Genomic DNA, 22,670 nt, shown 5'->3' on the forward strand with positions numbered 1-22,670 from the left:
GCTGACCCAACAAAGCACTACTAGAGCATCGGCGGCATCAGGCGGTAGCTCTCGGTGTAGTACTCGCCCGTGCGGCGCCGGTAGTCCTCGTGGTTGTCCGGGTCGTACTCGGGCGCGTTCCTGATCTGGTCCTTGGTGCGGTCGACGTAGACCTTGCGCTCGCTGTGGTCCACCCGTCGCACCACGCCGACGGGCAGCACCACGGTGCGCCCGAAGATCCACGGCCCGGTGGAGATCATCAGGCAGTCGTTCGGCACCTTGGCGTTGTCGTCGTCGATCTTGCCGATGCCGCCGTCGGTCGCCTCGACCTCGTAGCCGATCAGGCCGGTGTCGGGGCGCCGGGCGAGCTCGGCCTCGTCGTGCTCGGGTTCGTCGGCCCAGGACGGGTCTCGCCACACCCACGGGACGAACGGGACTGGTTGCATCTCGACCTCCCTCGTCTGAGGACGGGGTACCCAGATCTCGGCGTCACCAGACGCGCGCCGCGAGGGCGAGGAAGTTGCCGCCCATGATCTTGGCGACGCGGTCCTCGCCGAAACCGCGGGCTTCCAGGAGCCTGCCCAGCTGCCGGAACTGGTCCACCCCGCGCAGGTCGGGCACGAACGGCACCAACCCGGCCTCGCCGGCGGCCGCGGCTCCGGCGGCGGCGCGTGCCGCCTGCCGGGCGTGAACAATCGGTCCGACCATTTCGTCCGCCAACCGAAGGAATGGGTCCGCCTGCCGGACGCCCACGCCGGGCGGCCGATCATTAGGCTTCAGCCATGTCCGCCCCGAGACCTGACGACGCGCACGCGATCGACGAGCTGATCGCTCAGCTGCGCGCGCTCAAGGTCTGGGCGGGCAACCCCTCGTTGCGCACGATGGAGAAGCTGTCCGGGCTGGCCCGCAGCACGCTCGCCGACGCGTTGAGTCCACGCAGGAGGACCGTTCCGGCGCTGGAGGTGTTCCGCGGGCTGCTGCGGGCGTTCAGCGTGCCGGACGACGAGGCCGGGCCGTGGATCACCGCGTGGCGCCGGGTCCAGTCGGAACCGTCCCGCGCCTCGGCTGTCGTGCCGCGTCAGCTGCCCGCGGTGGTGCCGGGCTTCACCGGGCGCGCCAAGGCGTTCAAGGAGCTGACGGCGCTGCTCGAGGGCGGCAGCAGGCTCGCGGTCGTGTGCGGGATTCCGGGCGTGGGCAAGACGGCGCTGGCCGTGCAGTGGGCGCACCAGGTGGCGGCGAGGTTCCCGGACGGACAGGTCTACCTGGACCTGCGCGGCTATTCGTCCGGTCCGCCGGTCACGCCGGACCAGGCGCTGGCGCTCGCGATCCGGGCGTTCGGCGTGCCCGGTGAGGACATCCCGCTGCAGCAGGACGCGATGATCGGCATGTACCGGTCGTTGACGTCGGACAAGCGCGTGTTGGTGATGGTGGACAACGCGCCGAGCGCCGCACACGTCCGTCCACTCGTGCCGGGCGGGCCGGGCTGCATGACGGTCGTGACGAGCCGTGACCGCCTGGCCGGGCTCGTGGCGCGGGATGGCGCGCACCGGTTGGAGCTCGGCGTGCTCACGCCGGAGGAGGCCCCGGCCGTGGTGATCAGCGTGCTCGGTCCGGAACGGGTGCTGCGCGAGGAGGACGCGGTCGACGAGCTGGTCCGGCTGTGCGGCTATCTCCCGCTGGCGCTGCGGATCACGGCCGCGAACCTCGCCGATCGTCCACATCAGACGATCGCGGAACTGATGGCCGAGCTGACCGCGGGCGACCGGCTCACCGCCCTGGAGATCGAGGGCGACTCGGACGCAGCGGTGCGCACGACGTTCGACCACTCCTACGCGGCGCTCGATCCGGTGGCGCAGATGTTGTTCCGCCGCATGGGTGTGGCGCCGGGTCCGGACCTGCCCGCGCGTGCCGCGGCCGCGCTGCTCGACCGTCCGGAAGCCGACTCCGCTCTGCGCACGCTGGTGGCCGCGCACCTGGTCGAGGTCAAGGCCGCCGGTCGTTACGGGCTGCACGACCTGCTCCGCCTTTACGCCCGTGAGCGTTACGCAGCAGAAGAAACCGCCTCCGAGTCGATCGCCCGTCTCCACGCGCAGTACCTGGAAATGGCCGTTGCCGCGGCCCGCGCTGTGCGTCCGGACTTCTCGGTACTCGCGTCGGTGAGTCCACAGCAGACGTTCGCCAGCGCCACCGAGGCGTTGCAGTGGTTCGACGCCGAGCGCGCGACGCTGGTGTCGATGATCGAACAGGCCGGCGCGCCGATGGCGTGGCTGCTCACCGACGCCTTGCGCGGCTGCTACTGGCTGCGCCGCCACACCGCGGAATGGCTGGCCGTCGCGCGTGTGGGCTTGGCCGCTGCCGACGGTGATCCGAGTGCGTCCGCCGCGATGCACCTGTCGCTCGGCACCGCGCATTGGGGAGCGGGCGACCACCGCGCGGCTGCCACGCACTTCGAGCACGCCGTCGAGTTCAGCCGGGCGGCGGGCGACCGGTTCCGCGAGTTCAGCACGCTCGGCAACCTCGGCGGTGTCTACGCGGAACTGGGGCAGCTGGAGGAGGCGGCGGACTGCTTCCGCCGCGAGCTCGCCTACTACACCGAGATCGGGGACACGGCCCGGCGCGCGCGTTCGCTCGGCAACCTCGGGCTCACCGAGATGCGGCTCGGCCGGTTGGTCGAGGCGGCGGCCGACCTGGAGCTGGCCGTCGAGCTGCGTGAGGAGATCGGCGAGACGCGCTCCGCCGCGAACTCGTTGGGCGCGCTCGGTGTCGTGCACCGGTACCTCGGTGATCTCGGGCAGGCCGCGCACTTCCTGGAGCGCGCGCGGCAGCTCAACCACGACCACGAGGACCGGGTCAGCGAGGCGGCCGCGCTGGACGACCTCGCGCGCGTGCACCGCGACGCCGGGCGGGCTGCCGACGCGCTGCGGTGTGCCGAGCAGGCGTTGTCGCTCGCCAAGGGCTCCGGCCGGGTCGAGATCGACGCGTTGATCACGGTCGCGTCCGTCCGCGGCCGCCGGGACGACCTGCGCCGGGCGTGGCGCATGGCGGTCGCGATCGGCTACGGGCCGGGAGTGGCGGACGCGCTGGTCGAGCTGGCGTGGCTGGACCTCGCCGCCGGGGAGGCCGGCGCGGCGGTGATCGACGCGACAGAAGCGCACGAACGTGCGTCCGCCACGGGGCAGAGCATCCTCGCCGGCCTCGCGCTCGTTGCTCTCACCAGGGCACATGAGGCCGCCGGTGACCTGGGGGCGGCCGAGGAGGCCCGGCTGCGCGCGGCCGAGGTGCTGGAGAGCGCGGGGTTCCGGGGCGTCCGGGATCGTCCGAACAGCTTGTGAATGGCCGCGGAGCTTGATAAATCCGTGGTCACAAGGGGGGAATCATGAAGAAACTGACTGTTGCGACCGCTGCTGCCCTGGCTCTGGGCGTTGTTGTCGCGCCGCTCGCCGATGCCACCACCGATCCCGTCTACGATCCCGGCGCGACGGTGCCCAGCAAGTTCTCGTTGAGACCCGAGAAGCCCGGCGCGGACGCGTACATCGCCGGCTACTTCGTGGAGTACAGCGTGACGCTCGGCCTCGGGAAGTCCTACGTGAAGGACCTCGCGGACGACGGCCTGGACGTCAGCGTGCAGGTCCGGTACGGCAAGGACACCAGGGAGCCCGGGTACCTGGAGCGGATCGCGACGGCCTCGGGGCCGAACGTCAGCCAGCCGATCGAGTGGCACTCGCCCGCCGGGATGCGCGTCGAGTTCATCATGTCGCGGCTGTGCTTCGGTCCCGGCGAGGACAACTGCGGAAAGTGGGGGTGACCATGAGGACGAAATCGATTGTCTCGAGTGCTGTCGCGCTGGCTCTCGGGGTGCTCGTCGCGCCGGCCGCGCAGGCCGATCCCGGACCTGTCTACGACCCGGGCTCGGTGAAGGGCAGCGCCTTCACGATGTACACCGACTGGGGCGGCATCGGTGACACGAGGGCCGTGGGCAAGTTCGTGGAGTACAGCGTGTCGCTGGGCGACGGGACCTACGTCCGGGACCTCGCGGACGACGGACTCGACGTCCACCTGTGGGTGTTGTACGGCAAGACGCTGGACTACACGCGTACCGAGGACATCGGGAGTGTGTCGGGCCGCGACGTGGCCAACGCCGTCCGGTGGACGTCTCCGGCGGGGCTGCGCGTCGACTACCTGCGCCTGCGCTTGTGCTTCGGGCCCGGAGAGGAGAGGTGCTCCGGCTGGGAGGGCTGACCGGCTGTCCGGATCTGTCCGGGGTCGTCCGAAGGTCTTTCCTGGTGAGGAGCCCGGGGCGACTCTTCTGGGGTGCTGAATTCGTTGATGCGCCGCCGGTCCGGCCTGGGGGTCTGGACCGGCCGCGCGGTACCGCCGTCCACTGTGATGCTGCCTCGCAGCAGCTGATTCCGATGAGTTCTGGTCGCTGACCCGGTCCACCTCACATGGACCTGTACAGCGTGATGTGTGTGAGTGACCTCGCCAGATCGTTGGCGTGGTACCGCGAGGTGTTCTTCGGGTGCACGGCCGACGAGGTCATCGGCGAGGAACACCTCTGGCGGGTGGGGGAGAACGCCTGGCTCGTGATCGACGCGCGTGACGTGAGGGCCGCGCGCGTCGGCGGGTCCATGGTCACGTTCGGGGTGAGCGGGGCGGAGTTGTCCTCGGCGCTGGCGCGGTTCGCCTCGCACGACGTGGCGCACGGGCCGGTCGAGACCTACTCCAACGGTGTCCGGCACGTCGAGGTGCAGGACCCGGACGGCAACAGCCTGTCGCTCGCCGCGGTTCCCTGACCGGTCGCCGTTCCACATGCGGTCTGCGTCCTTTTGCGACAAGACTGGACGCGATGACGACCGATCCGACCGTCGAGGCGTTCATCGCCGCCGTGAACGCGGGCGACAAGACCGCCTTCTTCGACCTGCTCACGCCGGACGCCACGATGTCCGACGACGGCACCGACCGCGACCTCCGCGCGTGGACCGCGAAGGAGATCTTCGACGACAACGGCCACATGGTGGTCGAATCGTCCTCGGACGGCGGAAGGTCCCTGATCATCCGGTACCGCAACGACACCTGGGGCGAGATGCGCACCTGCTGGAGATTCGTCGTAGAGTCCGGGAAGGTGAGCCGCTTCGAGACGGGACAGGCGTAGATGACCGACGAAAACGTGCTGGGTCGCATCAACGAACTGGTCGACGAGGAGCACCGGCTGCGCGAACGCGTGGTGGCCGGCGAGATCTCGTCCGCCGAGGAACACGACCGGCTGCGTGCCCTGGAAGAAGCTCTCGACCAGTGCTGGGACCTGCTGCGCCGGCGTCGCGCGGCTCGGTCGCAGGGCGAGTCGGCGGACGACGTGCCCACGCGCTCGGTCGGTGAGGTCGAGGGCTACCTGCAGTAGCCCCGTTACAGCCGCCGGCTACTGGCCCTTGGTGTCGCGGAAGACGATCCAGCGCATCACGCTGTACATGAAGGCGGCCTCGCAGGCGCCGGCGACGATGCGGGACAGCACGTACTGCAGGCCGATCGCGGTCAGCGCGCTGCCGACCCCCAGGATGAACGCCAGGTAGTTGATCAGGATCGCCACCGCGTAGAGGCCGGCCTGCGGGCCGACCGGAGCGTGCGAGCGGAAGTTCAGCGCGCGGTTGAGCACGAAGCTCAGCCCGAACGCGAGCACGTACGCGAGGGTGAACGCGATGGGCACCGGCAGGCCCACACCGCTGCGGAACATCATGAGCAGCACGAGGTCGATGCCGAACGTGAACCCGTTGATGATCGCGAAGCCCAGGAAGCTCGGCGCGACGACACGCGACAGGCCGAACGGCAGCCACCTCACCACCACTTCCATCAGCGTGTGGAACCGCTGTCCGAAGTCTTTTTCGTGGTCGCTCAAAGTGGATGATTCCCTGCCTGTCATGGCACGACATTGCCACGACGACGATCGGCGAACCCGACGAATCGCCCACGGCTCGTCAGGCTGTCCGCAGGTGTTCAGCCCACGTTCACCCGGCGCCACGACGACGGGCTCATGCCGTGCAGCTTGCCGAACGTCCGGGCGAAGTACCCGGCATCCGGGAATCCCACCTGCCGCCCGATGTCGCTGACGGGCAGCTCCGTGACGGCCAGCAGCCGCCTCGCCTGCACCATCCGGCGCTCGGTGATCCACTCCTGGACCGTGCGGCCGGTCCTGCGCCGCACGGTCGACGTGAGGTGACCGGGGGAGATGCTGACGGCGGCCGCGACCTCCCTGAGCGACAACGGTTCCGGGTAGCGGCGCTCGATCACGTCGAACACCTCGGCGAGCAGCGGTTCGGCGTTCTCGCGCAGGTCGCCGACGACGTCCGCGGCCAGCCGGGACACCCCGACGAGCAGCAGCACCAAGTGGGCTGACACGGCCTCCCGGTAGCCCTCCTGGCGGTGCGTCAGCTCGTGGTGAAGCGTTTCGATGCGGGCGGTCCACTCCTGTCGAAACGCTTCGGGCACCTTGAGCCGCAACGCACTCGTGGCGCCGCCGTGGACGAACGGGAACAGCAGAGGGTGGGTGCGCCACGCCAGGTGCGCGCCGGGAGTCTCCGGGCCGAGCGCGTCGGCCGTGAAGAACACGCCCCAGCCCTGCGCGCCCACGAGGTCGCCGGAGTGGGCCTGGCCCATGACGTCGCCCGGCGCGATCACGAACAGGTCGCCGGCCTCGACGTGCCGTGTGTGCTTGCCGGTCCGCACGATGCCGCCGTCCGCCGAGAAGTAGGCGATACCGGGGAAGTCGTGCGAGTGGGCCTCGTAGGAGCCGTTCGCGATGGAGTCGTGCCCGAGGCGCATGACCGCCACCGGCAACTCGCCGGGCGCCGGTTGCCAGGTGTACGTCGCAGGCTCGTCGGTGCTCAAGGCCGTTCGTCGGGTGCGCACCGTCAAATCATCCCAGTCAAGCCACGGATCGACACAGAAACCTTGCTGTGAGCTGCGACAGAATGAGCTCATGGCCGAAATATCGTCCCAGGAGCGGGACTACCTGCCCGGCATGGGCAAGCACTACCTGTTGCCGTTCTACGACCTGCTGCACCGGGTGTCCGGACTCTCCCGCGTACACGACGAGATGGTCGCGCTGGCCGGGCTGCGGGACGGTCAGCGCGTGCTGGACGTCGGATGTGGCACCGGGAACCTGTTGCGGGCGACCGGCCAGCGTCATCGAAACGTATCGATGACCGGGGTGGACCCGGACCTGAAGATGCTCGCGCGCGCCGAGGGCAAGCTCCGGCGGGCGGGGTTGAACGCGCAGCTGGACCGCGGGTTCGCGCAGGAGCTGACGTTCGAGGACGACTCGTTCGACGTGGTGTTCTCCAGCCTGATGCTGCACCACCTGGACACGCGGTCGAAGGACGAGATGCTCGCGGAGGTGCGGCGGGTGCTGCGGCCGGACGGCGTGCTGGTGCTGGCGGACGCGGTGCTGCACGACCACTCCCACCTGGGCCACCGGCGTGGTGCGAGCGGGAAGATGCAGGAGCACCTGCACGACAACGTGGGGGACGCGGTGGCGAAGCGGATCGCCGAGGCCGGGTTCACCGTCGAGCCGACGCGGTTGCGGAAACTGCGGATGTTCGGTGAGGTCGGCATCGAGGTGGCGCGAGTCCACTAGGGAGCTGTCCATTCCCGACCGATTGAACACGCACAATGTTGCTTGGGCGCCAACAGTTCCGGTACTCCGCGAACTTGAGGGATCCACGCGAACGGGAGCGTGTTCTCATCTACAGTGCGCGCCGTGACAGATGCGACGGGAAGTCTGGTGGCGCAGCGCTACCGGCTCGTTCAGGTGATCGGCACCGGCGGCATGGGCCGGGTGTGGCTCGGCCGCGACGAGGTCATCGGCCGTGAGGTGGCCATCAAGGAGCTGCTGCTGCCGGCTGGTCTGGACGAGCAGCAGCGGGCGTTGCTGTGCCAGCGCGCCATGCGTGAGGCGCAGCTCGCGGGCCAGCTGAACCACCCCGGCATCGTCACCGTGCACGACGTCGTCGAGTACAACGGCACGCCGATGATCGTGATGGAGTACGTGCGCGGCGGCTCGCTCGCCGACGCGATCAAGGCTCGTGGCGCGCTGCCGGTGGACCAGGTCTCCTACATCGCGAACGCCATGCTCGGCGCGTTGCGGGCGGCGCACCAGGCCGGGATCGTGCACCGGGATCTCAAGCCCGCCAACGTGTTGCTGTCCGGCGACCGGGTCGTGATCACGGACTTCGGCATCGCGCGGCTCACCGGCGACGTGCCGCTCACGACCGACGGCTCGATCGTCGGCACGCCCGCCTACATGGCGCCCGAGCAGGGCACCGGCGCGCCGATCACACCGGCGACCGACATGTGGTCGCTCGGCGCCACGCTGTACGCGGCCGTGGAGGGACGGCCGCCGTACCAGGGCACGGACTTCATGACGACGCTGTCGATGCTGCTGACCCAGGAGCCGCCGCCTCCGGTGCGCGCCGGGCAGATGTCGTCGTTGCTGGGCGGGCTGCTGCGCAAGAACCCGGCCGAGCGCGCGTCCGTCGACCAGGCTCAGGCGTTGCTCGCGGGTGCGCCGGTCGTGCTGCCCGTGGTCGCCGCCGCGAAGACCGGGCCGAACAGACGCACGCTGCTGCTCGCGGGAGTGGGCGCGGTGGCGTTGCTCGGCGGCGGCACGGCGTGGTGGCTGAGCCAGAAGGACAACAACGGTGACGCGGCCGAGCTGCCGACCACCGGCGACCAGAAGCTCTCGAACAAGGAGGGCGGGTCCGAGCAGGCGACGACCTCGTCCGAACCGAAACCGGGGCAGGTGGAGCAGCTCACGGAGCACATCCAGCTCGCCGGTTCCAAGGACTCCGTCGTGTCGATCGCGTGGAGCCCGGACGGCAAGCTGCTCGCCAGCTGCGACAGCGGCCTCGGCGACAACGGCGCCGTGGCCACGATCTGGGACGCCGCGACGGGCAAGCCCGTCGGCACGGTCACGAACCCGGACGGCCCCGGCGGTGCCTCGGCGGACGCGGTGGCGATCAGCCCCGACGGCAAGATCCTCGCGGTGGGCGGCAACCGCACCGGCGACGCGACCACGTACCTGTGGAACCTCGCGGACCGCACGCAGATCGGCCCGCTGGACCAGAGCAGGTCGATCATGAAGTCGCTGGCGTTCTCCCCGGACGGCAAGACCGTGGCCGGCCTGACCCACACCGGCAGCATCAAGGTGTGGGACGTGGCGACGCGCGCGGTGAAGATCGGCCTGCCCGACGCCGACGGCGGCCACGACCTGACCTTCAGCCCGGACGGCAAGCTGCTGGCCAACGGCGGTACCAAGTACCAGGAGATCCGCCTCTCGGACCCGGCGACCGGCAAGACCGTCAGCACCATCAACGACTCGACCGGCAGCGGCGTGTCGTTCTCACCGGACGGCAAGACCCTCGCGGTGGTCGACGCGGACGGCACGAACGCCATGCAGCTCTGGGACGTGGCGACGGTCAAGAGCAAGGCCGTCTTCGACCGTCCCGACGACGACCTGCACATCACGATCACCCACGCGCTGTTCCACCCGGACGGCAAGACGATCGCCGCCTGGGGGCAGGGCAACTTCATCCAGCTGTGGGACGTGGCGACGAAGCGGATCCGGGCGACCGTGATCGGTGCCGGCGGGTCGATCGAGACGGTGGCGTTCGACCCCAAGGGGGAGCGGATCGCGGCCGGGTGCGGCGACAAGACGATCCGGATCTGGAAGCTGAAGCAGCGCTAGAGCTCTTCGAGTTCGGCGACGTCGATTCCGTTGCGTTCCAACGCGTCCGCGAACGCCTCGATGACGTTGTCGAGAACCCAGTCGCAGCGGGCTTTGAGCGCGGCACCCTCGGCGGTGCGGAACGCGGGCATGGCCGGGGTGAGGCGGGCGGACATCGGCCACTCGTTGTCGTACTGCCAGAGCTCGCCACTCGGGGTCAGCAGGATCCCGGCGTCCTTGAGCACGCCGGGATGCGCCGCGCTCTGCGTCCGGGTGGTGAGCACCAGCCAGCCGGACGCGATCCGCACCTTCTGCTCGCCGACGCGGTCGTAGAGGGTCTGCTCGGCCGGGATCTGGTGGCGGGCCAGCAGCGTCGCCACTTTCTGAGCCCAGGCCGAGATGGTCGCCGAACGTGCTGCCCACGCCGCGGCGGCTGCTTCGTCGGCGCGCCTGCGTTCCTTCATGAACGCCACCAGATCATCCACGGGCGCTGACACTACGTCACACGCCCGTCACAGAGGCGGTGATCGGATGAAACGCGGGCTTCCTAGCGTCACGGCCCATGACCGTTGACGACGAGGTGCGAGCGCCGACGCTCCCAGAATCCAATGGAGCGTCCAAGGAGACGCTGGAGGACTACACCCTGCGGTTCGCCCCGCGCACGTACCGGCGCTGGACGCCCGCGGTGGTCGGGGCGTCGGCACTCGGTGGGATCGCGTACATGGCGGACTTCTCGATCGGCGCCGGGATCGGGCTCACGCACGGGACCGGGAACGCGTTGCTGGCCATCGGGTTCGCGGCCGTCGTCATCTTCGTGACCGGGTTTCCGCTGGCCTACTACGCGGCCAGGTACAACATCGACCTCGACCTGATCACGCGCGGGTCAGGGTTCGGGTACTACGGGTCGGTCATCACCAGCGTGATCTTCGCGAGCTTCACGTTCATCTTCTTCGCGCTCGAAGGCTCGATCATGGCGCAGGGCCTGCGATACGCGCTCGGGGTGCCGTTGTGGCTGGGGTACCTGACGTCGACGTTGGTGATCATCCCGCTGGTGATCTACGGGATGAAGGTGCTGGCGAAGCTGCAGAGCTGGACGAACCCGTTGTGGTTGCTGCTGATGGTGGCACCGCTGGTCGTCCTGATCGCCCAGGAACCGGACTCGGTGAGCCGCTTCCTGGCCCACGGGGACACCGGCGTGAACACCGCGGCGGTCATGCTCGGCGCGGGTGTGTGCCTGTCGTTGATGGGGCAGATCGGCGAGCAGATCGACTACCTGCGGTTCATGCCGCCGCGCACCGACGAGAACCGGCGGGCGTGGTGGACCGCGACGATCCTGGCCGGGCCCGGCTGGGTCGTGTTCGGGGCTTTGAAGCAGACGATCGGCGTGTTCATGGCCGTCTACGTGCTCGACGCGGTCGGCGCGGTGGCCGCGGTGGAGCCGATCGAGCAGTTCACCGGGGTGTTCAAGCAGTTCATGCCGGCGTGGCTGGTCGTGCCGCTCGCGCTGGTGCTCGTGGTGCTGAGCCAGGTGAAGATCAACGTCACCAACGCCTACTCCGGGTCGCTGGCCTGGACGAACTCGTTCACCCGTGTCACCAAGAGGTATCCGGGGCGGCTGGTGTTCGTGTTGGTCAACCTCGCGATCGCGCTGGTGCTGATGGAAGCGGACATGTTCAGCTTCCTCAACAAGCTGCTGAGCTTCTACTCCAACTGCGCGATGGCCTGGGTCGTCACGGTCGCCACGGACATCGCGATCAACAAGTACGTGCTGAAGCTGTCGCCGAAGCAGCCGGAGTTCCGCCGCGGCATGCTCTACGCGGTCAACCCAGTCGGTGTCGGGTCGTTCCTGGCGTCGTCCGTCCTGTCCATTTCCGTCTACTTCGGACTCTTCGGCGCGGCGATCCAGCCGTACTCGCCCCTCGTCGCCGTGGGCATCCCGGTCCTGTTGACACCGTTGCTGGCCGTCGTCACCAAGGGCCGCTTCTACCTGCGCCGCAACGACGACGGCATCGAGGAGCCGGTGCTGGACGAGACCGGCAACCCGAGCGGCACGCTGTACGACTGCGTGGTGTGCGGTCAGGAGTACGAGCGTCCGGACGTGACGGCGAGTGCCGTCGGGGGCACGATCTGTTCACTGTGCCTGAGCACCGATCGGGCGGGTCTGCACGTGCTGCGGTGATCAGGCAAGATCCGCTCCATGCAGGAACTGGCGTTGCTCGCCGTCGCGGGTGTGCTGATCATCGTCGCGGTGTCGTACTTCGCCCCGAAGCTCGGGGTGGCGGCGCCGGTGTTGCTGGTGCTCGTCGGCATGGGCTGCAGCCAGCTGCCCGGCGCGCCGCACATCTTCGTGGAACCGCAGGTGATCCTGACGGTCGTGCTGCCGCCGATCCTGTACTCGGCGGCGGTGAACGTGCCGGTCGTCGACTTCCGGCGCAACTTCGCGACGATCGGCTCGCTGTCGGTGGTGCTGGTGGCCGTGTCGGCGTTCGGGACGGGGCTGCTGATCTGGTGGCTGTTGCCGGACATCGGGTTCGCGGCGGCGCTGGCTCTCGGCGCGGTGATCAGCCCGCCGGACGCCGTCGCCGCCACGTCGATCGGCAAGAAGCTCGGCCTGCCACCGCGGCTCGTCACGATTCTCGAAGGCGAGGGGCTGGTCAACGACGCGACGGCGCTCGTGTTGCTGCGCACGGCCATCGTCGCGATCACGGCCAGCGTGACGTTCGGCGGGGCGGTGGGCGACTTCGCGTACGCCGTGTCGGTGGGTGTCGTGATCGGGGCGGTCGTCGGCATCGGCTCCGTGTGGGCGCGTTCGAAGATCCACGGGCAGCCGGTGCTGACCACCGCGATCTCGTATGTGGTGCCGTTCCTCGCGTTCATCCCGGCCGAGGAGCTGCACGCGTCCGGCGTGATCGCGGTCGTGGTGGCCGGCCTGATCACGGGGCATCTGAGCGCCAGGAAGTTCGCCGCGCACGACCGCATCTCCGAACGCACGAACTGGCGCACGATCCAGTTGCTGCTGGAGAACGGCGTCTTCCTGCTGATGGGCTTCGAGCTCACGTCGGTGGTCGCCGACGTCGCGAGGGAGGGGCTGGCGCAGACGCTGGTGATCGGCCTGCTGGTGACGCTCGCGTTGATCGTGCTGCGCGGCGTCTTCGTGATCCCGTTGATCGCCGTGCTGCGCCGTCAGCAACGTCGTGCGGACGCGTTCGCTGACAAGATCGAGTCCTTTGTGGACCGCTTCACCGCGAGAGGACCGCGTCCCGGTGACGAGAAGCGCTACGACCGGGGAGTCCGCGCACTGCAACGCAAACAGGCCGATGTGCAGTTCTACGCGAACGAGGGTCTGAGCTGGCGCGGCGGTGCGGTGCTGGCGTGGTCGGGCATGCGCGGTGTCGTGACGCTGGCGGCCGCGCAGACGTTGCCCACCGACCTGAAGCACCGCCCGGAGCTGATCCTGATCGCGTTCACGGTCGCGATCGTCACGCTGGTCGTGCAGGGCGGCTCGTTGCCGTTGGTGATCAGGTGGCTCGGCATCCGCGGCAACGACGACGACCACGAACGCCGCGAGTACGCGCGGCTGGCCGGTGAGCTCATGACAGCGACGCACAGCTTCCTCGGCAACCCAGACCTGTGCCGGGAGAACGGGCAGTCCTTCGACTCGGAGTTGCTCGAACAGACACGTGAGCGCACGCTCGCGATGAGCGAGGGCGTGGAGAAGATGTTCGTGGAGCAGAACCCGGACAGCACCCTGCACCAACGCCGTGAGCTGCAACGGATGATGACGGAGGCCCAGCAGAACGCGCTGCTGGACGCGCGTTCGAGCGGCACCTACGCCTCGCACACCCTGGAACGGGCCCAAAGCTTCATCGACAACCAGTCCGCCCGGTTCTTCTGATCGGCTACCGTGACCTGAGCCGCCGCCACGGCCTTTCAGGGGTGGTGGCATGTCCGCGAAAGTCGCGCTGGCGAGCACGGTGCTCGCGCTGGTGGTCAGTGGCTCTTCGGTTCCCGAGGTGCAGAGGCACGCTCCGGAGTGGATCGGCACGTGGCAGGCCGCGCCCGCTTCGGCCCAGGCCGGGACCGACGTCGGTCATCCGAACAAGACGATCCGCAACGTCGTGCACACCAGCATCGGCGGCAAGTCCGCGCGGGTGCGGCTGTCGAACGCCTTCGGCACCGCTCCTGTGCTGATGGGGCACGTGACGGTGGCGCTGTCGGTCGGTAGCGCCGCGGTGGTGCCGGGCACCACGCGTGCGGTGACCTTCGGCGGCTTGCCCTCCGTGACCATCCCGGTGGGTGCGGAGGTCGTGAGCGACGCGGTTCCGCTGACCGTGCCGGTGGATGGGGATCTCGCCGTCACCGTCTACACGCCGGTGGAATCAGGGCCGGCGACCTACCACCCGCAGGCTTATCGCGAGACGTACTTCGCGACGGGTGATCACGCCGCGGACGAGACCGGCACGCCGTTCGCCGCTGGTAGCACGTCGTTCCACTACGTCAGCGGGGTCGAGGTGCGGTCCTCGCAGGCCCGCGGATCCGTGGTGGCGTTCGGCGACTCGATCACGGACGGCGCGTGGTCGACCCGTGGCGCCAACCTGCGCTGGCCGGACCAGTTGTTCGACCGGCTCGTGAAGCGGCCGGCACCGTTGCGGTTCGGGGTGCTGAACGCGGGCATCAGCGCGAATCGCCTGGCCAGTCAGGGAACCAGCGCCACCGCCGGGCAGAACGCACTGGCCCGGCTTGATCGTGATGCGCTGACCAGGGCCGGAGTGCGGACGATCGTGCTGATGGAGGGCATCAACGACATCCAGGCCACGGTGCCCGCGGCTCAGCTGATCATGGGGCTGCAGCAGGTCGTCGAGCGCAGTCACGTCGCCGGGGTGCGGGTGGTGGCCGGCACGATCGCGCCGTGGCGGGGGTGGCGGACCTACACGCCCGAGCGCGAGGAGATCCGTCTGGAGGTCAACAGGTACATCAGGTCCGCCGGGATCTTCGACGGCGCGGTGGACTTCGACGCGGCGCTGCGCGACCCGGCCGATCCCGGGATCCTGCGGCCCGCCTTCGACTCCGGCGACCACCTGCACCCGAATGACGCCGGGTACAAGGCGATGGCGGAGGCAGTGGACCTGCGCAAGCTCTAGAACGGATCCGAGTTGCCCACCCTGGCCTGCACGTCCACGGTGCTGCGCGGATCGTCTCCCAGCGTCAGCCGGGAGACGATCCGATAGCGGTCACCCCGGTAGATCGAGTGCACGTACTCCACCTGCCGCCCCTCGGAGTCGGTGGTGAGCCGCTCGAAGAGCAACGCGGGCGCGAGCACGGGGACCGACAGCAGCGCGGCCTCGGACTCGTTGGTCACGGTCGGCTCGATCGACTGGATCGCGTCGCGGACGTGCACGCCGTGCTCGCGCAGCCGTTCGTAGAAGTCGCCGGACTCCATGTCGCGCAACGTCAACGCGGGCGCGAGCAGAGCGGGCACGTGCAGGTACTCCAGCGCCATCGGTTCGCCGTCGACCAGGCGCAGGCGGGCGATGTAGTGGATCTCGGCGGCCGGGGACAGGCGCAGGCGGCGGCCCACGCGGGCGCCGGCCGGGATGCGGGCGTGTTCCAGCACGCGCGACTGCCAGGTGCCGCCGGCCTGGGGCAGCGACATGGAACCCGTGCCGGACACCATCTCCTGGGTGATCTTGGCGCGTGCCACGAAGGTGCCGCGGCCGTGCTGGCGGACGAGCAGGCCGGTGTTGACCAGTTCCTCGACGGCCGAGCGCACGGTGGGGCGGGACACCGAGAGTTGCCGGCACAGCACGCGTTCGGCGGGGATCGGGGCGCCCGCCGGGTGGGTCTCGATGAGTTCGAGCAGGTAGTCGCGGACCCGCTCGCGCTTCAGGATCGCTTCGGCCATGCCTCTCCGCTTCGTCGGCGCCAGTATCGCATACCAGTGGTAAGTAACCAGTCGACCCAAGATCGGGAGCGCTCTCACGCCTACCAGCTGGGTATTGACGCGAGAAGTGGTCTATGCCACTTTCTACCTCACCTCAGCAGACCTGACCAATTGGTCACATCCCGGTGAGAGGTGAGTCGTGTCGCGCTCCGCCGCTCTGCTCGTCCTGGCACTCACGTTGTCCGCCTGTGGCACCACCGCGGGAGGAGGTGAGAAGCAGGAGATCACCGTGTGGCTCATGAAGGACACGGCCACCGACGACTTCGTGTCCAAGTTCGAGACTGAGTTCGAACGCGACCACTCGAACCTCGACGTGAAGATCCAGATCCAGGAGTGGAACGGCATCACGCAGAAGGTGACCAGTGCACTGGCCAGCACCGATCCGCCCGACGTGATCGAGGTCGGCAACACCCAGGTCGCCCAGTACGTGGCCAGCAAGGGCGTCACGGACCTGTCGGACAAGAAGACCGAACTCCAGGGCGACGACTGGATTCCCGGCTTGGCCGAACCCGGTGCGGTGGACGGGAAGCAGTTCGGCATCCCGTTCTACGCGGCCAACCGGGTCGTGATCTACCGCAAGGACCTGTTCGAAGCCGCCGGCGTCACGCCGCCCAGGACCCGCGAGGAGTGGCTCGCCGCCACCCGGAAGCTCGACCAGGGCGACCAGCAGGGCATCTACCTGCCAGGGCAGAACTGGTACACGCTCTCGGGCTTCATCTGGGACGAGGGCGGTGACCTCGCCGAGCGGGATCCGGCCTGGAAGGGCTCGCTCAACACGCCGGAAGCGTTGGCGGGCATGGACTTCTACCAGAAGCTGCAGGCGCTCGGAGACGGCCCGAAGGACGCCGACGAGGCCAAGCCGCAGCAGACCGACGTCGTGGCGGGCGGCAAGGTCGCCCAGTTCATCGCGGTGCCCGGCGCGGCGAAGCTCGTCACCAAGGCCAACCCGGAGCTGGCCGGCAAGATCGGCTTCTTCCCGATCCCCGGCAAGACCGCGGACAAGCCCGGAGCGGTGTTCACCGGCGGCTCCGACCTGATCATCCCGCTGGCCTCGCAGCGTCAGGACGGCGCGTACGAGGTCGTGAAGGCGCTGGCCGGCGAGAAGTGGCAGGTCGAGCTGGCCAAGGCGATGAACTACGTGCCGAACCGCAAAGCGCTCGCCAAGCAGATCACCGACGATCCCGGCACCGCGGCCATGGCGGCCGGCGCTGTCAACGGGCACGCCACCCCGAACTCACCGAACTGGGCTGCCGTCGAGGCGCGCAACCCGATCAAGGAGTTCCAGACCGCCGTCCTGACCGGCGCGGATCCGAGGACAGCCGCCGCCAAGGCCGACGAAGTGATCACCCAAGCGCTCAACTCCGGGAAATGACGCTCCTCGCGGAACGGCCGGTGCGGACCCCCGCACCGGCCGCCCCGAGACGCCGCCGCAAACCGGCCCTGCCGTACCTGCTGATCACGCCGACTTTGCTGGCCACCGCATTCCTGCTGCTGTACCCGTTGATCCGCAACGTGATCATCTCGCTGCAGGAGTTCGGGCTGCCACAGCTCGTGCGCGGCGACGCGAAGTTCGTCGGGCTCGCGAACTACGCGCACGTGCTCGCGGATCCCGAGTTCTGGGGCGTGGTCAGGAGAACGCTGTGGTTCACCGCGATCAACGTCGTGCTGATCATGGTTCTGTCCACTGCGGTCGCTCTGCTGCTCGTCCGGCTGGGCAGGTGGCTCAGGCTGCTCGTGATGGGCGGCCTCGTGCTCACCTGGGCCACGCCGGTCATCGCCGCGACCACCGTGTTCCAGTGGCTCTTCCAGTCCCGGCTCGGCGTCGTGAACTGGGCACTCGTGACGCTCGGGTTCGAGGAGTACCGCGACTACACGTGGTTCGCGGACGGCGAGGCCACGTTCGGCATCCTGGTGACGCTGATCGTCTGGCAGTCGATCCCGTTCGCCGCGCTGTCGTTGTACGCGGCGATGATCACCGTGCCGCAGGAGCTGTACGAGGCCGCGCGGATCGACGGCGCCGGTGCGTGGCGAGTGTTCTCCACCATCACGTTCCCGATGCTGCGAGCCATGTTCGGCCTGATCACCTGCTTGGAGGTGATCTGGGTGGTCAAGTCGTTCGTGCAGATCTGGGTGATCAGCCAGGGCGGTCCCGGCCGGGCCACGACGACCCTGCCGGTCTACGCGTTCCAGGTCGCGCAGTCGTTGCAGCGCTACGACCTGGGCGCGGCCATCTCGATGCTCATGGTCGTGCTGCTCGTGCTCGCGCTGCTGGCCTACTTCCGCCAGCTCTACCGGCAGGAGCGGGAAGCATGAGAATCGCCAAGAACACCGGAGCACTCCTGGTCTTCGTCGTCTCGGTCTTCCCGGTCTACTGGATGGTGCTCACCGCGTTCAAGCCGACGCGGGACATCCAGAGCACCACACCGACGTTCTTCCCGGCCGCGATCACGTTCGACCACTTCGGCACGGCGGTCGCGGCCAAAGGCTTCTTCTCGTTCTGGCGCAACAGTCTGCTGGTCGCGGGTGGGGCAGTAGCACTCGCGCTATTGGTCGCATTGCTCGCGGCATACGCGGTGGCGCGCCTGCAGTGGAAGGGGCGCCGAGCGTTCGTGCTCATGGTGTTCATCGCGCAGATGACGCCGTGGGAGGCGTTGCTCATCCCGATCTACGTGATCGCCAGGGACACCGGCATGCTCGACACCCTCTGGATGCTCACGCTGGTCTACTTCATGATCACGCTGCCGTTCACCGTCGTGACGCTGCGCGGGTTCCTCGCCGCCATCCCCGTGGATCTCGAGGAAGCAGCCCAGGTCGACGGCTGCTCGCGCGGCCAGGCGTTCCGCAAGGTCGTGTTCCCGCTGCTGGCACCGGGACTGCTGGCGACCTCGCTGTTCGGGTTCATCACCGCGTGGAACGAGTTCGCCTTCGCCAACGTGCTGATCATCAAGGACCAGGACGACCGGACGCTGCCGGTCTGGCTCTCGTCGTTCAACAACACCTTCGGCACCGACTGGGGCGCCACGATGGCCGCCTCGACGCTGTTCATGCTGCCGGTGCTGCTGATCTTCCTGCTCCTCCAGGGCCGAGTCACCACCGGGATCGTCGGAGGGGCGGTGAAGGGATGATCGTCCCGCACCCGACCAGGATCGTCCGCCGCGGCAAGGGCTTCACGTTCGACTGCGGAACGAGCGTCCGCGTCACGCCAGGCGCGGAGCAGGCGGCCAGACTGCTCCGCGCCCTCCTCAGGCCCGCCACGGGGCTGCCGCTGCCGATCACCGGCCACGGCCAGATCGTCATCGCCCTGGACGCCAAGCTCGTCGGGCTCGGCGCGGAGGGCTACGCGCTGACCGTCAACGAACACGGCGTGCTCCTCCGAGCCGGAACTCCAGCCGGTCTGGCACATGGCGTCCAGACGATCCGCCAGCTGCTTCCGGTCGAGGCGCTGAAACCGACGAGAGTGTCCGATGTGGACTGGACGCTGCCCGGCGTCGACATCCGGGACGTGCCCAGGCTGCCGTGGCGCGGGTTCATGCTCGACGTCGCCCGGCACTTCCAGCCGGTGCACGTGGTGCGCCGGTTCATCGACCTGATGGCGTTGCACAAGCTCAATGTCCTGCACCTGCACCTGACCGACGACCAGGGCTGGCGCATGCCGATCCCGAGCCACCCGCTGCTCACCTCGGTCGGCGGCTGGCGAACCGAGACCAACGGCGACGGCGTCCCGCACGGCGGCTCCTACACCCGCGGCGAGCTGGAAGGCCTGATCGCGTACGCCGCCGAGCGCGGTATCCGGGTCATGCCGGAGATCGAGATGCCCGGCCACGCCGGCGTCGCGCTCGCCGCCTACCCGGATCTCGGCATCGCCCCGGAACCGCTGCCGGTCTGGACCCGTTGGGGTGTCAGCGATGCGGCGTTCGGGCTGCACGCGCTCGGCTTCGTCCGGGAGGTCCTGGCCGAGGTGCTGGAGATCTTCCCCGGCGAGTACGTCCACCTCGGCGGCGACGAATGCCTGTTGCCAGAGGAGGTCCACGGCAGGTTCCTCACGCAGGCGGCCGAGTACGTGCTCGACCGCGGCCGCATCCCCGCCACCTGGGAACCCATCGATGATCCGCGCACGCTCGTCATGCCATGGAAGGACGTCACGCAGGCCGCGAAAGCGCTGGAGCGGGGCCAACCCGTCGTGATGACCCCGCACACGTCCACCTACCTCGACTATCCGCAGTCGGGCTCGGAAGAACCACCCGGCCAGCCCGGCTACGTCGTGACGATGAAGGACGTCTACCACGTGCCGTTGCCCGACGGGGTGCTCGGCGCGCAGTGCCAGCTGTGGACCGAGCACGTCCGCACGAGAGAACACCTGGAGTACATGGCATTTCCGCGCCTCGCCGCCCTGGCCGACACCCTCTGGTCGCAGCGCCGGGAGTGGGAGGGCTTCACCACCCGGATGCGTCACCACGCATCAAGGCTCGCCGTACTGTCCATCCCTGCCGAAGTGAGGAGAGAACCTTGCGAGCACCAATAGCCGTTTTCTGGGCCGTTTCCTGCGCGGCACTCACCGTCGCCGCCCTGGCGGTGGCGCCTCAGGCCTTTGCGGCCGACGCGCTCACCGCCCAGTACCGGACGAGCGCGTCCGGTGCGACCACCGACCAGGTCGAGCCGTGGTTGAAGCTGGCCAACTCGGGGGCCACCACAGTCCCGTTGTCCGAGGTGAAGATCCGCTACTACTTCCGCGGCGAGACTCCGGACGTCGGCTACCGGTTCGCCTGCTCGTGGGCGGTCCGCGGCTGCGCGAACATCACGGGCCAGTTCGGCACGCTGACCGGTGGCTCTGCTGACCGCTACCTGGAGGTCGGATTCACCGCCGGCGCGGGAACTCTCGCGTCCGGACAGGACACCGGCGACCTGCAGCTCCGGTTCTACCGCACGAACTGGGGCCCGATCACGCAGTCGGACGACTACTCGTTCCGCGGTGAGACCGCGTATTCGGCGTGGCACAAGGTGACCGTGTACCGCGGCAGCACGCTCCTGTGGGGCACCCCGCCCGGCGGCAGCCCGCCCTCCACGACAACGACGAGCTCGACCCCACCGAACCCCAACGGCCCCACCATGTTCGACGACTTCAGCTACAGCGGCTCCAGCGACGCGCGGATCAGCCAGCGCGGCTGGACCATCCGGTCAGGTGGTGGCGGACCTGGTGTGCCGGGCGCGGAATGGGACCCGTCGCGCGTCACGTTCCCGACCGTCGACGGCTCGAAGGTGCTCCGGCTCGACTCGTGGAACAACGGAACCGCGGCGAAGCAGACCGAGATGTTCCACCAGCGCAAGTTCTTCGAGGGCACCTACGCCGCACGCGTGAAGTTCAGCGACGCCCCGGTGTTCGGCCCGGACGGCGACAACGTCGTGCAGACGTTCTTCACCATCACGCCGCTGAACGCGCCGATGGACCCGGACTACGGCGAGATGGACTTCGAGTACCTGCCCAACGGCGGCTGGGGCGAGCCGGCCAACGTCCTCTACGAGACCACCTGGGAGACCTACCAGAACGAGCCGTGGGTCGCCGACAACATCCACAACGAGCAGCGGATCAGCTACGCCGGCTGGCACGACCTGGTGATCCAGGTCGGCGGCGGCCGGGTGAAGTACTTCATCGACGGGGCTCTGGTGGCCGACCACGGCGACAGGTACTACCCGGAGACGCCGATGTCGATCAACTTCAACCTGTGGTTCATCTCGGGCGGCCTGCAGGGCAGCAGCGCCGAACGTGCCTACCAGCAGGACGTCGACTACGTGTACTTCGCCAAGGACCAGGTGCTCAGCCCGGCCCAGGTCAGGACGGCGGTGCAGAACTACCGCAACGCGGGCGTCGAGCACACCGACAACGTTTAGAGCAGTTTCTCCAGCGTGATCGGCAGATCGCGGACCCGGACACCGGTGGCGTGGTGGACGGCGTTCGCGATCGCGCCGGCCACGCCCACGATGCCGAGCTCGCCGATGCCCTTCGCGCCGAGCCCGCTGATGAGCGGGTCCGGGTGCTCGACGAACCGGACGTCGATCCGCGGGATGTCGGCGTGCACCGGCACCAGGTAGCTCGCCAGGTTGGCGTTGGAGAACCGGGCGGTGGCGTGGTCGACCTCGGTGGCCTCCAGCAACGCCTGCCCGATGCCCATCACCACGGCGCCCTGGATCTGGCTGCGAGCCGCCTTGGCGTTGACGATCGTGCCCGCGTCGCACACGGACAGCCAGCGCGTGACGCGTGGTTCGCCGGTGAGGCGGTGGACCTGGACCTCGCAGAAGTGGGCGCCGAACGCGCGGTAGCCGTGCTCCGGGTCGGTGAGTCGCGGCGAGGTGCCGACCGCTTCGACGCCACCGACGTCGCATTTGGTGAGCAGCGTGCCGAAGCTCATCGTCAGGCCGCCGGACGACACGCTGCCGTCGCGGTAGGAGACTTCCTTGCCGTAGAACGGAGAACGCGGGCTGGTGGTCGCCAGGGTGATCAGCTCGGCCTGCACGGCCTTGGCGGCGACCTGTACGGCCGGGCCGTTGGTGGAGGTCGACCCCGAACCGCCCGCGTTGGCCGCGGTGGGTGAGGTGGAATCGCCGAGCTCAGGGCGGATGCGTTCCACCGGGATGCCGAGCCCGTCCGCCGCCAGGATCGCGAACACCGTGTACTGGCCGGTGCCGAGGTCGGCGGCCGTGCCGGAGACGGACGCGGTGCCGTCCGGGTGGAGCCGCACCTTGATGGAGGTTTGGCCGCGGGAGGCGCTGTAGGTCGCGGTGGCCATGCCGGTGCCGACGAGCCAGTCGCCGTCCACGGTCGCGCGGGTCTTGGCCGGCCGCTCCGACCAGCCGAACTGCTCGGCGCCGATCCGGTAGCACTCGTCGAGGTGCTTGGCGGACCACGGTTTCCCGGTGTTCGGCACGAACGTCGCGTAGTTGCGCAGCCGCATCTCGAGCGGGTCGATGCCGAGCTGTTCGGCCAGTTCGTCCATCGCGCTCTCCAGCGCGAACGAGCCGCTGTCTCTTATACACATCTCT

23 protein-coding genes are annotated in these 22,670 nt (G+C 68.8%); 16 read left to right on the plus strand and 7 right to left on the minus strand.

All coding sequences use genetic code 11. The features are described 5' to 3' along the window. Positions 1-20: 20 nt before the first annotated feature. On the minus strand, positions 21-425 hold the full coding sequence (locus tag UK23_RS22435) for a hypothetical protein (RefSeq protein ID WP_045313563.1): 405 nt from the start codon (positions 423-425) through the stop codon (positions 21-23). Between the two features lie 43 nt (positions 426-468). Continuing rightward, positions 469-687 carry a hypothetical protein gene (locus tag UK23_RS22440; RefSeq protein WP_156213314.1) on the minus strand — a complete coding sequence of 73 codons (219 nt, stop codon included), beginning with the start codon at positions 685-687 and terminating at the stop codon, positions 469-471. A 74-nt stretch (positions 688-761) separates the two neighbouring features. Between UK23_RS22440 and UK23_RS22445 the strand changes: the two genes are divergently transcribed. The 6 genes from UK23_RS22445 to UK23_RS22470 all read left to right on the plus strand — a co-directional run bounded on the left by UK23_RS22445 (position 762) and on the right by UK23_RS22470 (position 5,377). Next, a complete protein-coding gene (locus UK23_RS22445; protein ID WP_052684942.1) occupies positions 762-3,311 on the plus strand; it encodes an ATP-binding protein in 2,550 nt (849 codons plus the stop codon). A gap of 44 nt (positions 3,312-3,355) precedes the next feature. Beyond that, on the plus strand, positions 3,356-3,784 hold the full coding sequence (locus UK23_RS22450; RefSeq protein ID WP_045313565.1) for a hypothetical protein: 429 nt from the start codon (positions 3,356-3,358) through the stop codon (positions 3,782-3,784). A 2-nt stretch (positions 3,785-3,786) separates the two neighbouring features. Continuing rightward, positions 3,787-4,218: a hypothetical protein gene (locus UK23_RS22455; RefSeq protein WP_045313566.1), complete on the plus strand. Its 432-nt coding sequence runs from the start codon at positions 3,787-3,789 to the stop codon at positions 4,216-4,218. 224 nt (positions 4,219-4,442) lie between these two features. After that, complete coding sequence (locus UK23_RS22460) at positions 4,443-4,772, plus strand: VOC family protein (RefSeq protein WP_231114624.1); 330 nt, start codon at positions 4,443-4,445, stop codon at positions 4,770-4,772. Between the two features lie 53 nt (positions 4,773-4,825). Continuing rightward, on the plus strand, positions 4,826-5,131 hold the full coding sequence (locus UK23_RS22465) for a nuclear transport factor 2 family protein (RefSeq protein WP_045313568.1): 306 nt from the start codon (positions 4,826-4,828) through the stop codon (positions 5,129-5,131). Then, positions 5,132-5,377 carry a DUF2630 family protein gene (locus UK23_RS22470; RefSeq protein ID WP_045313569.1) on the plus strand — a complete coding sequence of 82 codons (246 nt, stop codon included), beginning with the start codon at positions 5,132-5,134 and terminating at the stop codon, positions 5,375-5,377. It abuts the gene before it with no gap. A gap of 18 nt (positions 5,378-5,395) precedes the next feature. On the opposite strand, the gene UK23_RS22475 is transcribed toward UK23_RS22470, so the two are convergent. Both UK23_RS22475 and UK23_RS22480 read right to left on the minus strand, forming a co-directional pair. Next, complete coding sequence (locus UK23_RS22475) at positions 5,396-5,893, minus strand: GtrA family protein (protein WP_082114878.1); 498 nt, start codon at positions 5,891-5,893, stop codon at positions 5,396-5,398. 74 nt (positions 5,894-5,967) lie between these two features. Beyond that, positions 5,968-6,879, minus strand: a complete 912-nt coding sequence (locus UK23_RS22480; protein ID WP_196777823.1) for a helix-turn-helix transcriptional regulator — start codon at positions 6,877-6,879, stop codon at positions 5,968-5,970. 70 nt (positions 6,880-6,949) lie between these two features. Between UK23_RS22480 and UK23_RS22485 the strand changes: the two genes are divergently transcribed. Beyond that, complete coding sequence (locus UK23_RS22485; protein ID WP_052684943.1) at positions 6,950-7,606, plus strand: class I SAM-dependent methyltransferase; 657 nt, start codon at positions 6,950-6,952, stop codon at positions 7,604-7,606. Between the two features lie 123 nt (positions 7,607-7,729). Continuing rightward, the gene (locus tag UK23_RS48865; protein WP_156213315.1) at positions 7,730-9,715 is read left to right on the plus strand and encodes a WD40 repeat domain-containing serine/threonine protein kinase; all 1,986 of its coding nucleotides are present in this window, start codon (positions 7,730-7,732) and stop codon (positions 9,713-9,715) included. On the opposite strand, the gene UK23_RS22495 is transcribed toward UK23_RS48865, so the two are convergent. Then, positions 9,712-10,179, minus strand: coding sequence for a hypothetical protein (locus tag UK23_RS22495; protein ID WP_156213316.1), 468 nt, complete (start codon positions 10,177-10,179; stop codon positions 9,712-9,714). The two genes, UK23_RS48865 and UK23_RS22495, sit on opposite strands and share 4 nt — an antisense overlap. 77 nt (positions 10,180-10,256) lie before the next feature. Between UK23_RS22495 and UK23_RS22500 the strand changes: the two genes are divergently transcribed. From UK23_RS22500 to UK23_RS22510, 3 genes are read left to right on the plus strand one after another with little or no spacing between them, the layout of a single operon-like run. Next, positions 10,257-11,873 (plus strand): purine-cytosine permease family protein, encoded by a 1,617-nt coding sequence (locus UK23_RS22500; RefSeq protein WP_045313572.1) that lies wholly within the window; start codon positions 10,257-10,259, stop codon positions 11,871-11,873. A gap of 18 nt (positions 11,874-11,891) precedes the next feature. Then, positions 11,892-13,589, plus strand: coding sequence for a cation:proton antiporter (locus tag UK23_RS22505; protein ID WP_045313573.1), 1,698 nt, complete (start codon positions 11,892-11,894; stop codon positions 13,587-13,589). A gap of 49 nt (positions 13,590-13,638) precedes the next feature. Continuing rightward, positions 13,639-14,835: an SGNH/GDSL hydrolase family protein gene (locus UK23_RS22510; RefSeq protein ID WP_045313574.1), complete on the plus strand. Its 1,197-nt coding sequence runs from the start codon at positions 13,639-13,641 to the stop codon at positions 14,833-14,835. On the opposite strand, the gene UK23_RS22515 is transcribed toward UK23_RS22510, so the two are convergent. Beyond that, positions 14,832-15,596, minus strand: a complete 765-nt coding sequence (locus UK23_RS22515; protein ID WP_045313575.1) for a GntR family transcriptional regulator — start codon at positions 15,594-15,596, stop codon at positions 14,832-14,834. The genes UK23_RS22510 and UK23_RS22515 overlap by 4 nt on opposite strands. Before the next feature lie 178 nt (positions 15,597-15,774). Here UK23_RS22515 and UK23_RS22520 point away from each other — a divergent pair, with 178 nt between their 5' ends. The 5 genes from UK23_RS22520 to UK23_RS22540 are packed head-to-tail and all read left to right on the plus strand — an operon-like array spanning position 15,775 to position 21,521. Further along, positions 15,775-17,007 (plus strand): extracellular solute-binding protein, encoded by a 1,233-nt coding sequence (locus UK23_RS22520; protein ID WP_045313576.1) that lies wholly within the window; start codon positions 15,775-15,777, stop codon positions 17,005-17,007. Next, a complete protein-coding gene (locus UK23_RS22525) occupies positions 17,004-17,948 on the plus strand; it encodes a carbohydrate ABC transporter permease (protein WP_082114879.1) in 945 nt (314 codons plus the stop codon). The genes UK23_RS22520 and UK23_RS22525 overlap by 4 nt, the downstream gene beginning before the upstream one ends. Next, a complete protein-coding gene (locus UK23_RS22530; RefSeq protein WP_045313577.1) occupies positions 17,945-18,760 on the plus strand; it encodes a carbohydrate ABC transporter permease in 816 nt (271 codons plus the stop codon). The genes UK23_RS22525 and UK23_RS22530 overlap by 4 nt, the downstream gene beginning before the upstream one ends. Then, the gene (locus UK23_RS22535) at positions 18,757-20,157 is read left to right on the plus strand and encodes a beta-N-acetylhexosaminidase (protein ID WP_045313578.1); all 1,401 of its coding nucleotides are present in this window, start codon (positions 18,757-18,759) and stop codon (positions 20,155-20,157) included. The genes UK23_RS22530 and UK23_RS22535 overlap by 4 nt, the downstream gene beginning before the upstream one ends. Further along, the gene (locus UK23_RS22540) at positions 20,142-21,521 is read left to right on the plus strand and encodes a cellulose binding domain-containing protein (protein ID WP_045313579.1); all 1,380 of its coding nucleotides are present in this window, start codon (positions 20,142-20,144) and stop codon (positions 21,519-21,521) included. The genes UK23_RS22535 and UK23_RS22540 overlap by 16 nt, the downstream gene beginning before the upstream one ends. Here UK23_RS22540 and UK23_RS22545 read toward each other — a convergent pair. Continuing rightward, positions 21,518-22,670: xanthine dehydrogenase family protein molybdopterin-binding subunit (locus UK23_RS22545; RefSeq protein WP_045313585.1), on the minus strand; the 1,153-nt coding region annotated here is incomplete at its 5' end. The genes UK23_RS22540 and UK23_RS22545 overlap by 4 nt on opposite strands.

Origin of the sequence: Lentzea aerocolonigenes (assembly GCF_000955955.1) — a bacterium.
In the GTDB taxonomy this organism is placed as follows: domain Bacteria; phylum Actinomycetota; class Actinomycetes; order Mycobacteriales; family Pseudonocardiaceae; genus Lentzea; species Lentzea aerocolonigenes_A.